This window comes from Aerococcus suis (assembly GCF_900176325.1).
GTDB classification, from domain to species: domain Bacteria; phylum Bacillota; class Bacilli; order Lactobacillales; family Aerococcaceae; genus Aerococcus; species Aerococcus suis.
Map to the genome: position 1 here is coordinate 272,349 of NZ_FWXK01000002.1, position 15,190 is coordinate 287,538.

Consider the following 15,190-nt stretch of genomic DNA (forward strand, 5'->3'; position numbering starts at 1 on the left):
TTTAAATTATTTATTAACTAATTTAACACTATTTAATTAAACTATTTCCTGTCATTTCTTCAGGTTTGTCAATATTTAATAAATCTAGCATTGTTGGCGCAACATCAGCTAAACGGCCATCTGTACGTAAAGTAACACCTTTTTTCGTTACAATGACTGGAACTGGAACCGTTGTATGAGCTGTGTTAGGTGAACCATCTTCATTTAACTCAGTATCAGCATTACCATGGTCGGCAAAAATAATCGCATGACCATCTTTTTCGGTAATCGCATCAACGACACGACCTAGACATTCATCTACGGCTTCAATAGCTTTAATTGTTGCATCTAAGTCACCAGAATGACCAACCATATCCGGGTTAGCGAAGTTCAAAATAATCGCATCTTGACGATCGTTTTCAATTTCATCAACTAACGCATCAGTTACTTCGTATGCTGACATTTCTGGTTTTAAGTCATAAGTAGCGACTTTAGGTGAATTAATTAAAATACGTTTTTCACCAGTAAATTCAGTATTGCTACCACCATTCATAAAGAACGTAACATGTGGATATTTTTCAGTTTCAGCAATACGTAATTGATTTAAACCAGCATTTGAAAGAACTTCACCAATAACGTTTTTCAATGGTAGTGGTGGGAATGCAATTTCAGCTGGAATATCATCATTATATTTTGTCATCGTTACAAATTTAATATTTTCAGGAACACTTTGACGATCAAAATTATCCCAATCGATGGCTGTTGTAGCTGATGATAATTGAATAGCACGGTCTGGACGGAAGTTAGCAAAAATAATGGCATCATTATCTTGAACGAGTCCAACTTCTTCGCCTTCTTCATTTGTTATAACGGCAGGAATAACAAATTCATCAGTGACGCCGTCAGCATAGCTATCTTCCACAACTTTTTGTGCAGATAAAGCTGTTTTACCTTTACCATTAAAGATAACATCATAAGCTTTTTCAACACGTTCCCAACGATTGTCACGGTCCATAGCGTAATAACGACCAGATACAGAAGCGATTTGACCTAAGCCAACTTCTTCCATCGTATTTTCGACATCTTCAATATATCCTGGAGCAGCATGTGGGTCAACGTCACGACCATCTAAGAAAGCATGTAAGAATAATTTTCTAACACCTTTTTTCTTAGCATCACGAATAATCGCTTTAATATGGTTGATATGTGAGTGAACCCCTCCATCAGATAATAAACCAAAAATGTGTAATGCTGATTGATTATCTAATGTATGATTATAAGCAGAGTTTAACGCTTCATTTTCTAAGAAATCACCATCAGCAATTGCTTTGTCAATACGTGTTAAACTTTGATAAACGATTCGTCCAGCACCAATATTGGTATGTCCAACTTCTGAGTTACCCATTTGACCGTCTGGTAATCCGACATCTAATCCAGATGCTTTCATTGTGGCATGTGGAAATTCGTTCCAATAACGATCAAAATTTGGTTTCTTCGCTTGGTTTACTGCGTTACCATAGTTTTCTTTACGCCAACCAAAACCATCAAGAATGATGATAGCAACAGGTGACTTTTTCATTTATTTTGCGCCTCCAGTTAATAATCCAATATATGAATCGACTTCTAAGCTTGCGCCACCAACTAAAGCACCGTCAATATTTTCTTTTTCTAATAATTCAGCTACATTAGCAGGTTTTACAGAACCACCGTATAAAATACGGATAGCTTGGCTAGCTTCTTCACCAACAGCTTCGAATAAAATGTCACGAATATGTGCAATCATTTTTTCAGCATCGTCTGCTGAAGCTGTTTTACCGGTACCGATTGCCCAGATTGGTTCATAAGCAATAACCACTTTTGCAGCGTCTTCACTTGATAAATCTTTAAGTGCCGCTTTAACTTGTCCAGCAACCCATTCTTGGTCTTTTCCTTCTTCACGAGTTTCTAGACTTTCACCAACACAGATAATAGGTGTCATTCCATGATCTAAGATAGCTTTAGCTTTTTTATTAACATCTTCGTCAGTTTCATGGAAAATTTCACGACGTTCAGAGTGTCCGATAATAACATAAGGTACACCCATCGCACTTAATGTTTCAGGACTAATTTCTCCTGTGAATGCACCGCTGTTTTCAAAGTGGGAGTTTTGAGCCCCAATTTGAATATCTGAACCTTTAGCTGCAACTTGCATAGGTTGGATTCCTACAGCAGTTGGAGTAATTAGTACTTCTGCGTCAGTTTCTGGGAAATTAGCTTTTAATTCATTGATAAAGTCCACACCTTCATCTGGTGTTTTATTCATTTTCCAGTTACCGGCAATTAATGTTTGACGCATCTTCTCATCCTTTCAAAAAAATATAAATTATTTATTATCTAAAGCAGCAACTGCTGGCAATTCATTTCCTTCTAAGAATTCTAATGAAGCACCGCCACCTGTAGAGATATGGCTGAATTTATCACCATAACCTAAGCTTTGAGCGGCTGCAGCAGAGTCACCACCACCGATGATTGTTGTCGCACCGTCGATATTAGCGATAGCTTCACATACACCGATAGTTCCTTTGGCAAAGTTTTCAAATTCGAAAACGCCCATAGGACCGTTCCAAACAACAGTTTTAGCTTTTTCAAGTTCTTTAGCATATTTTTCAACTGTCGCTGGACCTACGTCGAGACCTTCCCAACCATCTGGGATTTCGTCAGCTGGGACAACTTTAGAGTTAGCATCGTTAGAAAAGTCGTCAGCAACCACATTATCAACTGGTAATAATAATTTATCTCCAGCTTCTTCCATTAAGTTTTTAGCTAATTCAACGCGGTCTTCTTCAAGTAAAGAATTACCAACGTTATATCCTTTTGCTTTATAGAATGTATAAGCCATTCCGCCACCAATAAGAACTTTATCAGCTTTGCTTAATAATGATTTGATAACATTAATTTTATCAGAAACTTTTGCGCCACCTAAGATAGCAACAAATGGACGTTCTGGATCATTTACAGCATCGCCTAAGAATTTAAGTTCTTTTTCAAGTAAGTAACCAGCAACAGCTTCTAAGTTAGCTGAAATACCAACGTTAGATGCGTGTGAACGGTGAGCTGTACCAAAAGCGTCATTAACGAAGACATCACCTAATGATGCCCAGTATTTACCTAATTCAGGGTCATTTTTACTTTCTTTTTTACCATCTAAATCTTCGAAACGAGTGTTTTCGAATAATAAGACTTCTCCTGGATTTAACGCTTTGATTGCTGATTCTAATTTTTCACCACGTGTTTCAGGAACAAAAGTAACTTCTTGTCCTAATAATTCAGTCAAACGTTCAGCAACAGGGCGTAACGTTAATTTTTCTTTATCGGCTTCTTCTTTTACTTTTCCTAAATGTGAGAAAAGAACTAATTTTCCACCTTCAGATAAAATATATTTAATTGTTGGAAGTGCTTGTACAATACGGTTATCGTCTGTAATTTCACCATCTTTTAATGGGACGTTGAAGTCAGCACGCATTAAAACCGTTTGATCTTTAATTTGAATATCTTCAACAGTTTTTTTCATATGTAAACATCTCCTTAATAGGCGCTTTTAAAAAAATTGGCGAGAAGCGCGAAGCTTCCCGCCCGTTATTACAGATTAAGCTGTCTATTTAAAATTATAGTGCAGCAAATTTTTCTAATAAGCGAACCATGTTACCAACGAAACCAGATTCGTTATCGTACCATGCAACAGTTTTAACTAATTGAGATCCATCTTCAGCTTCTTGGATTTCAGTTAATGTTGCATCAAAGATTGAACCTGATGGGTATCCAATGATGTCAGATGAAACGATTTCGTCTTCATTGTAAGCAAATGAATCAGTTGAAGCGTCTTTCATTGCTTTGTTGATTTCTTCAACAGAAGTGTTTTTGTTTAATAATGAGTACATAATTGTGTGAGAACCTGTAACTGTTGGTACACGTAATGCACTACCATCTAATAAACCATTAACTTCAGGTACAACGCGACCGATAGCTTTTGCAGCACCAGTTGAAGCTGGGATAATGTTTTGACCAGCAGCACGTCCTGAACGGAATGATTTAGCATTTGGTGAGTCTTGAGTTGATTGAGTTGCAGTGTAAGCATGAACTGTTACCATGTTACCAGTTTTAATACCAAAGTTGTCTTGTAATACTTTAACTACAGGAGCTAAAGAGTTTGTTGTACAAGATGCAGCTGAAATAATTTTGTCGTCAGCTGAAATAGTATCTTCGTTTACACCGTAAACAACCATTTTAGTATCAGCATCTTTAGCAGGTGCAGAAATTAATACACGTTTGGCACCAGCATCAATGTGTGCTTGAGATTTTTCACCAGAAGTGTAGAAACCAGTACATTCTAGAACGATATCGATATCTAATTCGCCCCATGGTAATTTGCTAGCATCTTTTTCTTCATAAGATTTAATTTCTTTACCATCTACTACGAATCCGTTGTCGCTTAACTCTACTGAGTAAGGGAAACGTCCGTGTGCAGTATCATATTTTAATAAGTACGCTAAGTTTTCGTTATCTGTTAAGTCGTTAACTGCTACAACCTCTAATTCAGAATTTGTATCTAAGATACGACGTAATGCTAAACGTCCGATACGTCCAAAACCATTGATTGCTACTTTTACTGCCATTTAAAAATTCCTCCTTATGGAATATAAAAAATTTATTTTAATGGGATTCCCCATATAAAACCTTAGTTGAGGCACCTTTATCAGTAAATAATACTAATTGTTTAGGTGCAAGTTTCGCAAAAGCTTTAATTGCTTCTGCTTTCGACGCGCCTCCTGCAATTAATATTGGAAGTTCAATATGCTCTAAATCTTTTAATTGCATTCCAATACGAGGTAAGCGATAAACAATTTCTCCTTCTTCATTATAGAAGCAACCGAATGCTTCACCAACTGCTTTGCCTTCACGAATTTGATTAATCTCATTATCATCTAATCCACGACGTTTTGCCATCGTCAACGCATCACCAACACTGAATAATAAGACATCAGCCTGATTAAGTGCTGTTAACGTTTCTTGAATAGAAGGTTCTGTCAACAACAAACGATACGTTTCTTCACTAACCTTTTCAGGCGTATATAATGACATATTAGCGCCATTTAATTGATGAGCTAAGATATCGGAAATCGTGTTTGCTTGAGCAGCAAGCTGATCACCAAATCCACCACGAGCAGCTACCACTGTAAAGTGTCGACCATGAGATAACCCTTTAGAAAAGTTTTTCGCAATATCTAGCATGGTCGTACCACCAGTAATAGCAATTATATGATGACCCAAGTCTAACTGTTGATTTAAATAATTTGAGACTTGAAGTCCCATTTCATGGCTTCGATAATCACTATAATCCGCATTACCAGAAACTATTTTTGCTTCCTTAATACTTAGAGTTTGTTTTAAGAGCATCTCTTGTTCATAAACAGACGTTTGTTTTTTCCAAATGGCTTGAGCGTTTAGTAACGCTTCTTCTCCTTTTGGGGTCAATTTCATTCCACTTGACGTAGAATAGATAAATTGCTGACGTTTTAAAAACTCTGACTCTGTTCGTAACGGACGCTCCGTCATATTTAATTTTTCTGCCAATTGTTTACGACCAATTGGACCTTTGCAATGAATCCAATGCAATATATCAATGCGTCGTAAATAGATAGGAAGTAACTCCGGAACCACTTCACTAATTTGTTCTAATGTGTGATCCATGATTACACTCCCTTGCATCTGGACGTTCATTGTCCAATGTGTCTAAAAACGACCACCTGATGGTAAAAAAATATAAAATCAATATTTCCTTACAATTTGTATTATAGCAGGTTCGATAACTTACTGCAAATGTAATCTCCTTTTCTTGTGAAATGATTCCTTAAATTGCATCTATTTGCATGTTTTTACTTATTCGAAATAAAAAAGTCATAGTACAAGGAATGCTTTCATTCCTATCATACTATGACTTATTAACTATCTATTGATTTAAGTCTTTACTTGACACCATTACTTCATCAATTAATCCGTATTCTTTTGCTTCTTCTGCTGTCATGTAATTATCACGGTCCGTATCTTTTTCAATGACTTCTAGTGGTTGACCGGTACGTTCAGATAAAATTTGATTTAATTTTTCTTTCGTTTTCAAAATATGACGAGCAGCAATTTCAATTTCTGTGGCTTGACCTTGAGCACCGCCTAATGGTTGGTGAATCATTATTTCAGCATTTGGTAAAGCAAAACGTTTCCCTTTAGTCCCAGCTGTGGCTAAGAATGAACCCATTGATGCAGCCATACCCATTACAATAGTTTGGACATCCGCTTTGACAAAGTTCATTGTGTCGTAAATAGCCATTCCGGCTGTAACTGATCCACCTGGAGAATTAACATAGATAAAAATATCTTTCTCTGGATCTTGGGCGTCAAGAAACAGTAATTGCGAAATTACTGAATTAGCAACTTCATCATTAATTTGACCGCTTAACATAATAATACGATCTTTTAACAGACGAGAATAAATATCATAAGCACGTTCCCCACGTGCAGATTGTTCGATTACAGTTGGTACTAAGTTCATTCAATTTCCTCCTTTTAGCTACAAAGTGATAATACCATCAAGGTCAGACATGGTCAAATACAACCTCTTAGATAATACTAAAATCACTCTTGATTCATTAAGTAAAATTCGCTATAATATTCGTATTGATTACTTGCACCCGTAGTGTAATGGATATCACATAAGATTCCGGTTCTTATAATGGGGGTTCGATTCCCTCCGGGTGTATTTTACCATATCAAGCGTAATAAAAACACTTATAAATGTTGATTTATTAGGGTTTTTAAAAAACTTGAGAATTGTTGAGACTAATATGAGCAAAATAAATCTAATGACTTTGTTATAAGAGACAACTAAAATATTGTGTGCTCCCATACTTTAAGCGAGAGAATTAAACTACTAGCTATTAGCGACAATCTGCTAATAGCTTTTTTGCTATCTATTTCAGACTTCGTCAAATCATTTTTGATAAATAAATCCCCCAAAAGCTTATTATAAAAGAATAACTTTTGGGGGTTAGTATAATGTCCATTGCATACGCTTTTTATACAAAAATAAATTGGAAAATATGACGCCATTTCACTGGATTTAAAATATGAAAAAATGGTTCATCACTACTTTGGCTATAGCCAATAAATAATCCGATAATAAATAAAAAGAATAAAGCAATAACTATCACTAATATTTTTTGCCATGTCTTCCATTGGCTAACCGTTGTCGTGACATAATCGGTACTAGTTCTCCATGATTGTTGCAATTTCTTCATCTGATTTACCTTCTACGTCTATTCGTTTCACATTTGCTCCGAGAGCGACTAGTTTATCTTCAAAATGATGATATCCGCGGTCTAAATACTCAAGACGCCCAACTTTCGTAACTCCTTTAGCGACAAGACCGGCAATAATCAAAGCGGCTGCTGCGCGTAAGTCTGTTCCTTGGACGGCTGCACCTTGTAAATCGGCAGGTCCTGTAATAGATGCCGTATCTCCAGCGATCGTAAACTGAGCATTCATCCGTCTCAATTCTTCTAAATGCATAAATCGATTTTCAAATACCGTTTCTTCCATCTCAGAGGTACCTTCCGCTAATACTTGCGCAACTGTAAATTGAGCTTGCATATCAGTTGGAAAACCTGGATAAGGTAGTGTTCGCACATTAGTAGCTAACAATTGTTTTGGTCCAATGACATGGAGGCCATCATCTTCTTCATTAATCTCTACACCCATTTCTTTTAATTTAGAAATTAATGGTAAATTATGCTCAGGCAAAGCATCTTTTATTAACACATCACCTTGAGTAACGGCTGCTGCAACCATAAATGTTCCTGCTTCAATGCGGTCTGGGATGACATAATGGTCAGTAGCAATCAGTTTATCGACACCTTTAATTTTAATTGTATCAGTTCCTGCTCCTAGTACATTAGCTCCCATTCGATTTAAAAAGTTTGCCAAATCGACAATTTCAGGTTCTCTAGCAACATTTTCGATGACTGTTGTTCCTTCAGCTAGTACAGCTGCCATCATAATATTTTGGGTTGCACCAACACTAGGGAAATCCATGTAAATATGAGCACCTTTAAGTTGGCTAGCCGTTGCTTCAACATAACCTGCTGTCGTAACTACTTCAGCCCCTAAAGCTTCAAAACCTTTAATATGTAAATCAATAGGTCGAGAGCCAATTGCACAACCTCCTGGCATCGCAACTTTGACATGCCCAAAACGTGCTAATAATGGCCCCATAACAACGACTGAAGCACGCATTTTACTCACTAATTCAAAAGGTGCTTCTGTTAATAGGTCACCACTTGCATCAATGATAATTTCATTTTCAGATTCGGAAAAATCCACAGATGCGCGAAAATGACGTAAGACATCATTCATCGTATAGACATCTGATAACAGTGGAGCATTCGTCACCTTGCTTGTTCCTTCACTGGCTAAAAGTGTTGCTGCTAAAATGGGAAGCACCGCATTTTTAGCGCCATCAACTTGGACAGCCCCTTTTAAAGGAGTGCCACCTTTAACCACCATATTTTCAATCATTTTTTGTGATCACCTCTTATTTTTCTTATAGCGTTCCGAATAAACGGTCTCCTGCATCCCCTAATCCAGGAACAATATAACTATCTTCATTTAATCCTTCATCTAAAGCTGCTGTATAAATATCAATTTGTGGGTAAGCTTCTTCAAGAGCTTTCACACCTTCAGGACAAGAAACTAAGCAAACAAATTTAATATGTTCTGGGTCTACTCCACGTTTAACTAATGAGTCAATTGCCATCATAGCAGATCCACCTGTTGCTAACATTGGATCCACAACGATAACTTGACGTTCACTAATATCTGTAGGCATTTTAAAGAAATATTCTTGTGGTTCTAATGTTTCGTGGTCACGATACATTCCAATGTGTCCAACACGAGCGGCAGGAATTAAACGTAACATTCCATCAACCATACCTAAACCAGCACGTAAAATTGGCGCAATTGCTAACTTTTTACCAGTAATCATTTTTTGTTTAGCTTTACCCATTGGTGTTTCAATTTCAACTTCTTCTTGTGGTAAATCTCTTGTGACTTCGTATCCTAAAAAGACCGTAATTTCGTTAACTAAATCGCGAAAATCTTTAGTTCCTAAGTTTTTGTCTCTTAACATAGCCATTTTATGTTGTACTAGTGGATGATCGATAACATGTAAATTACTCATAATAAACTCCTTTTCTTTGCCTAATTTGCGTTGATTTCATTGTATCTAATGTCAGCTATTTGAGCAAATATTCTTTTAGCTCTTTTTATCTTAGCACAAACGATTCCAAAGTGTGACCACCTATTTTTCAATTGTTTGTGAACTAGCTTTCAATAATCGATTACGATAAGCGCCATTTTCTGATGCGTCTGGATACAATTCAACCACAATTTTATCAATTTCAGGATTGCTATCAAAATACCGCAACGCTTCAAATAAGTGATGCATTGCTGATTGAATATCATTTCCTAATTTAAAGGTATGGCAATTGTCCGGAAGATTCTCTAGTAGTTTATCGTTTGCTGCTACTCCAATTTGCTCGTCCGTATGATGTTTAACATAATCTAATAGCTGATCTTTTTCAATCGCGATAACGGGTTGATTAGGACTATAATGACGATATTTCATTCCCGGCGATTTTGGCCGCTCACTAGTTTCTAAATCTGTTAATGACACTTGAGAAACCCTTAGATTAGGAATCGCTGATTCTAACATTTCACGTGTCACGTATCCTGGACGCAAAATTTGCACATGATGAGGATCACTGACATCAAGAACTGTAGACTCAACACCAATTTGACTAGGTTCAGAATCAAGCACACCAGCAATTTCACCATCAAAATCATGTAAGACATGATCGACACTTGTCGGACTAGGTTTTCCAGATTTGTTAGCTGAAGGTCCAACTAATGGAAATCCCGTTTCTGTAATCAATTTTTGGGTAAAACGATGATTAGGCAAGCGAATACCAACTGTATTCAATCCTCCAGTCACTACGTCAGGAAAAATCCCTGGTTTAACCGGGACGACTAAAGTTAATGGCCCTGGCCAAAAAGCTTTAATGATTTGATTGATAAGTTGCTTTTGCTCCTCTGTGAGTTCAGCAAAATTAAAGATTGCCTCAGGATAACTAATATGAACAATGAGCGGATTATCACTTGGTCTCCCTTTCACTTCATAAACTTTTTTGACAGCTTCAGCATTATTCGCAATTGCGCCTAACCCAAAAACCGTTTCAGTTGGAAAAGCGATAAGTTCTCCAGACTGTAGCAACTCAGCTGCTTTTTTTAATGTTTTTAACGTAAATGTTTCAGTCATTCTCTTCCTCCTTGTTGTGAACAACGAGTATTCGATCATTTCCAGTATAATCTTTCCTAATAGAGATATCACTATTTGGCATGGCTTCTGTAAAGATCCGTTTTACATCTTCTCCTTGTTGAAATCCAATTTCAGCAAGGAACCATCCATCTGCTGACAAGTAATCCGTTAAATTTGCACTAACCTTTTCATAAAAGGCCAGCCCATTATGATCAGCAAATAAGGCTGTCTGTGGTTCATAGCGTTTCACATCTTCTCCCATCAAGTGTCGTTCGGTTTGAGAAATATAAGGCGGATTGGTCACAATTAAATCAAACTTCTGAGTAGGAATTTGAGCCCATAAATCGCTATGCCACCATTCAATATTCGTATCATAATTAGCCGCATTTTTTTGAGCAATAGAAAGGGCTTCCTGGGAAATGTCACTAGCATGTATCTTTATATGAGAGTTTTCAAGGGCCAATGTAATGGCGATAATCCCGCTACCAGTCCCAATATCTAAAACTTTATTTAATTCGTGTTTCCGAATAAGATGATTTGCTAATTGGACTAAATCTTCTGTTTCCTGTCTGGGAATTAGGGTCGCTTCATCAACATAAAACTGACGTCCATAAAACCACGCTGAATGAACTAAATATTGCCAAGGGTAATGATCCAGAGCTATCCGCTTTATCCCCTGACAATATACCTTTTGTTGTTCTTCGGGCATTAGCTTCTGTGCGTATGTCATCCAATCCGTTAACGTCCATTGGTTCATGTCCCATAAATAGAATTTAGCAATTTCGGCATCTTTATCATACTTAGTCAAAAAATAAGAAGCTCGATCAAGAGCTTCTTTGTAGGTGATATTAGATATTTGATTCATTTAGTTCCTCAAGTCTTTCTGCTTGATCAGCTAATAATAAAGCATCAATTACTTCATCTAATTCTCCACTAATAATGCGATCTAATTTTTGAATCGTTAAATTAATCCGATGATCAGTTACACGATTTTGTGGATAGTTATAAGTACGAATCCGTTCTGATCGGTCACCAGTACCGACTAGATTTTTCCGTTTACTATCATATTCGCTTTGTTGTTCAGCTTGTAATTTTTCATAAACACGTGAACGTAAAATCATCATTGCTTTTTCTCGGTTTTGTTGTTGTGACCGTTGATCTTGCATAGCAACAACAACGCCTGTCGGTTCATGGGTCATGCGAACGGCTGATGCTGTTTTATTGACGTGCTGACCACCAGCACCAGAAGCATGATAAATATCTACGCGAATATCAGATTCATCAATTTGAAAATCCAAATCTTCAAGTTCAGGCATCACCCCAACTGTTGCTGTTGACGTATGGACACGACCTTGAGACTCTGTTTCAGGCACACGTTGAACACGATGCGCTCCAGATTCAAATTTCAATTTTGAGTACACATTTTCTCCAGAAATTTGTAAAATAATTTCTTTATATCCGCCAATATCATTAGCACTTGCTTCAACAACTTCTGTTTTCCATCCTTGAGATTCTGCATAATGGCTATACATGTTGTATAAATCGCCAGCAAATAATTGCGCCTCGTCACCACCGGCAGCTCCACGAATTTCCATAATGATATTTTTATCATCATTAGGATCTTTGGGAATCATTAATACACGAATTTCTTCTTCAAGATTTTCTTTCTCTTCTTTAAGCTCACGAAGCTCTTCTTTCGCCAATTCTTCCATTTCAGCATCATCAGTTTCATTTAAAACCTCTTCTGCCTCTTCAATATTCGATGTCACATTTAAGTATTTTTTAAAGGCGTCTACTTTTAGACGTAAATCGGCTTCTTCTTTAGATAATTCTCGGAATCGCCGATTATCATTAATTACTTCAGGATCGCTCATCATTTCCGCCACTTCTTCATAACGGGCAATGAACGTTTCCGCTTGATCAAATATCATGTCATCCCTCTTTCTTATCGGTCAATGTAAATTTGGTTGTCTTTTAAAGGTGGGTGATGGTAATGTTTGCGGCAAACTGGAAAATAAGCTTCATTCCCACCCACTTGAATTTGTTCACCATCATAAACAGGTTGTCCTTCATGAACCCGCAAATTCATAATTGCTTTTTTATCACAGAACCAACAAATTGTTTTTACTTCTTCAATTTTATCGGCTAAAAGTAATAGATATTTAGAACCTTCGAATAAGTGATTTTGAAAATCGTTTTTTAGCCCAAATGCCATAACTGGAATGTTTAATTCATCAACCACTTGAGCTAACTGATAAATATGATGACGTTTTAGAAACTGTGCTTCATCTACTAATACACAATAAAGTCGTTTCTTAACTCCAGCAACAAGATCATAAATATTCATTTCTTCATCGATGGGAATTGCATCACGACGTTCTCCTACTCGACTGGTCACATTTCCAACCCCATCGCGATCATCCGTTGCGGATGTCAATACGAGAACATCTTTATTTTGTTCTTCATAATTATGAGCAACTTTAATGATTTCAAATGATTTACCACTATTCATTGCCCCATATCGAAAAAATAATTGGGCCATATCGCTTCTCCTACACATTTGTTGTTACATGAATATCACAATAATCTATTTTACGTTTTATCCTATAGTAAGTCAATCAGAGGCCCAGGTTTTACAATTGTTACAAATTTTTTTATAATTATCAGCACGATTAAATGAGAAAAACCATTTTTATGTTAAACTATTAACGATAAAAAACGATATTTTTGATGAAAGAGGTTTCAGTATGACGTTGAAAACATCATTGGCTACTCAAGTTGGCCGAGCCACTCAAAACATCCTTAAACGAACGACCAGTGGAGGCACTAGCCTACCAGGAAAATTAGCTCAACGTTTCGATCCCCAATTACTCACTAATCTGTCTAAAGATTATGATGTGATTATCATTACGGGGACAAATGGTAAATCCGTGACAACTGCTTTAACAGTAAACATCTTAAAACAGGCTTACCCTCATGTAATGACGAATGATTCTGGTTCAAATATGTTACAAGGAATCATCTCAAGTTTCATTTCTGACTATCGTGATGCCAAAAAACATAACGGTAAAAAACTAGCTGTTCTTGAGGTTGATGAAGCTAGTTTACGTCATGTTACAGAACACATTAAACCGTTAGCTATCCTAACAACGAATATCTTCCGTGATCAAATGGATCGATATGGAGAAATCTATACCACTTATAACTTTATTTTAGAAGGAGCTAAAAAATCACCTAAAACGGTTCTACTAATGAATGGTGATGCGCCGATTTTCTCTTCTAAACCATTATCTAATCCAGTGAAATATTTTGGCTTTTATAATGATGATCAAACCACTGATAAATTAGCTGAGAATAATACCGATGGCGTTATTTGCCCAGAATGTGAGCATATTCTGCATTATCATTCCATTACATATAGCAATTTAGGAGACTTTTTCTGTCCTAATTGTGGCTTTAAACGACCAAAACTAGACTATGGAGTTAACCAATTACTTGAGTTGACGCCTGAATCTGCTCAATTCCAAATGGATGGCTATACCTATGATATTCCAGTTGCCGGTTTATATAATATTTATAATGCATTAGCTGCCTATACTATTGGTCGCTTTATGAATGTTAGTCAAGAAGATATCTATAAAGGCCTTAAAGGTGCTCAAAGAATGTTTGGTCGTCAAGAAGCATTGACTATTGACCAACATGATGTGCGTATTAACTTAATTAAAAATCCTGTTGGTTTAAACCAAGTCATTGATTTAGTCGCTTTGGAAAAAGAAGACTTCACGTTAATTACGATTTTGAATGATCGTCCCGCTGACGGACAAGATATTAGTTGGATCTGGGATGGTAACTTTGAAGAATTAGCTGAACTTTCAAATATAAAAAATGGTTTCGTTTCTGGATTACGAGTAAACGACTTGAAAAAACGAATGTCTGTTGCCGGATTTAGCGATGAGCAATTAATTCCATTGGATACGATTCCAAAAATAATTGAAGCTATTCGACAATCACCTCAAGAAAAAGTATATATTTTAGCGACTTATACCGCTTTACTTAATATTCGTAAAGAGCTAGCTAATCAAGGATATGTAAAGGAAAGAATGCAATAATGACACAAGAAATTAAGATTGCGCATTTATACGGAAATTTAATGAATACATATGGCGATAATGGAAATCTTTTAATGTTCCAATATTTAGCCAAAGAACTAGGTTATCAAACAACCACAGAGCTTGTTTCAATTGATGATACATTTGATCCAACAGCTTATGATTTTGTCTTATTCGGTGGCGGGCAAGACTATGAGCAAAAATTGGTAGCTAAAGATTTAGCCACTAAAAAAAGTGCTCTCGCTCAATATATCGAAAATGATGGTGTTTTACTGGGTGTTTGTGGCGGATTTCAACTACTAGGAAAATATTACATTAATGCGAGTGGAGAACGTCTAGAAGGACTAGGAATTCTAGATCATTACACCTTAAATCAAGAAAATTCTCGCTTTATTGGAGATATCGAATTGCATAATGAGCGTTTTAACCAAACTTATTATGGTTATGAAAATCATAACGGTCGTACTTTTTTAGGTGAAAATACTGACCCATTAGGTATTGTAGCGAATGGATTTGGTAATAACGGTGAGGACAAAACAGAAGGTGTCATGTATAAAAATACGTTTGGAACTTACTTACACGGTCCTGCGCTCGTTCGAAATGATCATTTTGGTAAAACTTTAGTTAATTTAGCTATTAAAAATCAGCAAAAACGTATCAATTAATAAAGTAAACGGTCGCGACAACAATCGCGACCGTT

General features: G+C 36.5%; 15 protein-coding genes and 1 tRNA gene. 3 read left to right on the forward strand and 13 right to left on the reverse strand.

Annotation, left to right across the window (positions count from 1 at the left end; genetic code table 11):
• Positions 1-28: 28 nt before the first annotated feature.
• The 6 genes from gpmI to clpP all read right to left on the reverse strand — a co-directional run bounded on the left by gpmI (position 29) and on the right by clpP (position 6,562).
• Positions 29-1,558 carry a 2,3-bisphosphoglycerate-independent phosphoglycerate mutase gene (gene gpmI, locus B8955_RS02965; protein ID WP_084098372.1) on the reverse strand — a complete coding sequence of 510 codons (1,530 nt, stop codon included), beginning with the start codon at positions 1,556-1,558 and terminating at the stop codon, positions 29-31.
• Positions 1,559-2,314, reverse strand: coding sequence for a triose-phosphate isomerase (tpiA, locus tag B8955_RS06980; RefSeq protein WP_084098374.1), 756 nt, complete (start codon positions 2,312-2,314; stop codon positions 1,559-1,561).
• 27 nt (positions 2,315-2,341) lie between these two features.
• Entirely contained in the window at positions 2,342-3,529 is a 1,188-nt protein-coding gene (locus B8955_RS06985) for a phosphoglycerate kinase (protein ID WP_084098375.1), read from the reverse strand.
• Between the two features lie 94 nt (positions 3,530-3,623).
• Positions 3,624-4,631: a type I glyceraldehyde-3-phosphate dehydrogenase gene (gap, locus tag B8955_RS02980; RefSeq protein ID WP_084098377.1), complete on the reverse strand. Its 1,008-nt coding sequence runs from the start codon at positions 4,629-4,631 to the stop codon at positions 3,624-3,626.
• A 37-nt stretch (positions 4,632-4,668) separates the two neighbouring features.
• Entirely contained in the window at positions 4,669-5,706 is a 1,038-nt protein-coding gene (locus B8955_RS02985) for a sugar-binding transcriptional regulator (RefSeq protein WP_084098379.1), read from the reverse strand.
• A gap of 259 nt (positions 5,707-5,965) precedes the next feature.
• Positions 5,966-6,562 carry an ATP-dependent Clp endopeptidase proteolytic subunit ClpP gene (gene clpP, locus B8955_RS02990; RefSeq protein ID WP_084098381.1) on the reverse strand — a complete coding sequence of 199 codons (597 nt, stop codon included), beginning with the start codon at positions 6,560-6,562 and terminating at the stop codon, positions 5,966-5,968.
• A gap of 135 nt (positions 6,563-6,697) precedes the next feature.
• On the opposite strand from clpP, the gene B8955_RS02995 reads away from it, so the two are divergent.
• Positions 6,698-6,769 (forward strand) — tRNA-Arg (locus tag B8955_RS02995).
• A gap of 316 nt (positions 6,770-7,085) precedes the next feature.
• Here the strand turns inward: B8955_RS02995 and B8955_RS03000 are convergent.
• The 7 genes from B8955_RS03000 to B8955_RS03030 all read right to left on the reverse strand — a co-directional run bounded on the left by B8955_RS03000 (position 7,086) and on the right by B8955_RS03030 (position 12,923).
• Positions 7,086-7,307: a DNA-directed RNA polymerase subunit beta gene (locus B8955_RS03000; protein ID WP_084098383.1), complete on the reverse strand. Its 222-nt coding sequence runs from the start codon at positions 7,305-7,307 to the stop codon at positions 7,086-7,088.
• Positions 7,276-8,580, reverse strand: coding sequence for a UDP-N-acetylglucosamine 1-carboxyvinyltransferase (gene murA, locus B8955_RS03005; protein WP_200804255.1), 1,305 nt, complete (start codon positions 8,578-8,580; stop codon positions 7,276-7,278). Before murA ends, B8955_RS03000 begins: the two co-directional genes overlap by 32 nt.
• Positions 8,581-8,608: 28 nt before the next feature.
• Entirely contained in the window at positions 8,609-9,244 is a 636-nt protein-coding gene (gene upp / locus B8955_RS03010) for a uracil phosphoribosyltransferase (RefSeq protein WP_084098387.1), read from the reverse strand.
• Positions 9,245-9,364: 120 nt separating this feature from the next.
• Positions 9,365-10,381 carry an L-threonylcarbamoyladenylate synthase gene (locus B8955_RS03015; protein ID WP_084098389.1) on the reverse strand — a complete coding sequence of 339 codons (1,017 nt, stop codon included), beginning with the start codon at positions 10,379-10,381 and terminating at the stop codon, positions 9,365-9,367.
• Positions 10,374-11,246 (reverse strand): peptide chain release factor N(5)-glutamine methyltransferase, encoded by an 873-nt coding sequence (prmC, locus tag B8955_RS03020; protein ID WP_084098391.1) that lies wholly within the window; start codon positions 11,244-11,246, stop codon positions 10,374-10,376. The genes B8955_RS03015 and prmC overlap by 8 nt, the downstream gene beginning before the upstream one ends.
• On the reverse strand, positions 11,230-12,312 hold the full coding sequence (prfA, locus tag B8955_RS03025) for a peptide chain release factor 1 (RefSeq protein ID WP_143238350.1): 1,083 nt from the start codon (positions 12,310-12,312) through the stop codon (positions 11,230-11,232). Before prfA ends, prmC begins: the two co-directional genes overlap by 17 nt.
• Before the next feature lie 14 nt (positions 12,313-12,326).
• Positions 12,327-12,923: a thymidine kinase gene (locus B8955_RS03030; protein ID WP_084098393.1), complete on the reverse strand. Its 597-nt coding sequence runs from the start codon at positions 12,921-12,923 to the stop codon at positions 12,327-12,329.
• Between the two features lie 205 nt (positions 12,924-13,128).
• Between B8955_RS03030 and B8955_RS03035 the strand changes: the two genes are divergently transcribed.
• Both B8955_RS03035 and B8955_RS03040 read left to right on the forward strand, forming a co-directional pair.
• Entirely contained in the window at positions 13,129-14,490 is a 1,362-nt protein-coding gene (locus tag B8955_RS03035) for a Mur ligase family protein (protein ID WP_084098395.1), read from the forward strand.
• Positions 14,487-15,155 (forward strand): type 1 glutamine amidotransferase, encoded by a 669-nt coding sequence (locus B8955_RS03040; RefSeq protein ID WP_200804256.1) that lies wholly within the window; start codon positions 14,487-14,489, stop codon positions 15,153-15,155. The genes B8955_RS03035 and B8955_RS03040 overlap by 4 nt, the downstream gene beginning before the upstream one ends.
• The last annotated feature ends 35 nt before the right edge of the window (positions 15,156-15,190 follow it).

What these genes read in the sequence shown, in the direction of transcription:
- gpmI (WP_084098372.1), bottom strand. Translation starts at nt 1,558, where the DNA reads ATGAAAAAGTCACCTGTTGCTATCATCATTCTTGATGGTTTTGGTTGG.
- tpiA (WP_084098374.1), bottom strand. Translation starts at nt 2,314, where the DNA reads ATGCGTCAAACATTAATTGCCGGTAACTGGAAAATGAATAAAACACCA.
- B8955_RS06985 (WP_084098375.1), bottom strand. Translation starts at nt 3,529, where the DNA reads ATGAAAAAAACTGTTGAAGATATTCAAATTAAAGATCAAACGGTTTTA.
- gap (WP_084098377.1), bottom strand. Translation starts at nt 4,631, where the DNA reads ATGGCAGTAAAAGTAGCAATCAATGGTTTTGGACGTATCGGACGTTTA.
- B8955_RS02985 (WP_084098379.1), bottom strand. Translation starts at nt 5,706, where the DNA reads ATGGATCACACATTAGAACAAATTAGTGAAGTGGTTCCGGAGTTACTT.
- clpP (WP_084098381.1), bottom strand. Translation starts at nt 6,562, where the DNA reads ATGAACTTAGTACCAACTGTAATCGAACAATCTGCACGTGGGGAACGT.
- B8955_RS03000 (WP_084098383.1), bottom strand. Translation starts at nt 7,307, where the DNA reads ATGAAGAAATTGCAACAATCATGGAGAACTAGTACCGATTATGTCACG.
- upp (WP_084098387.1), bottom strand. Translation starts at nt 9,244, where the DNA reads ATGAGTAATTTACATGTTATCGATCATCCACTAGTACAACATAAAATG.
- B8955_RS03015 (WP_084098389.1), bottom strand. Translation starts at nt 10,381, where the DNA reads ATGACTGAAACATTTACGTTAAAAACATTAAAAAAAGCAGCTGAGTTG.
- prmC (WP_084098391.1), bottom strand. Translation starts at nt 11,246, where the DNA reads ATGAATCAAATATCTAATATCACCTACAAAGAAGCTCTTGATCGAGCT.
- prfA (WP_143238350.1), bottom strand. Translation starts at nt 12,312, where the DNA reads ATGATATTTGATCAAGCGGAAACGTTCATTGCCCGTTATGAAGAAGTG.
- B8955_RS03030 (WP_084098393.1), bottom strand. Translation starts at nt 12,923, where the DNA reads ATGGCCCAATTATTTTTTCGATATGGGGCAATGAATAGTGGTAAATCA.
- B8955_RS03035 (WP_084098395.1), top strand. Translation starts at nt 13,129, where the DNA reads ATGACGTTGAAAACATCATTGGCTACTCAAGTTGGCCGAGCCACTCAA.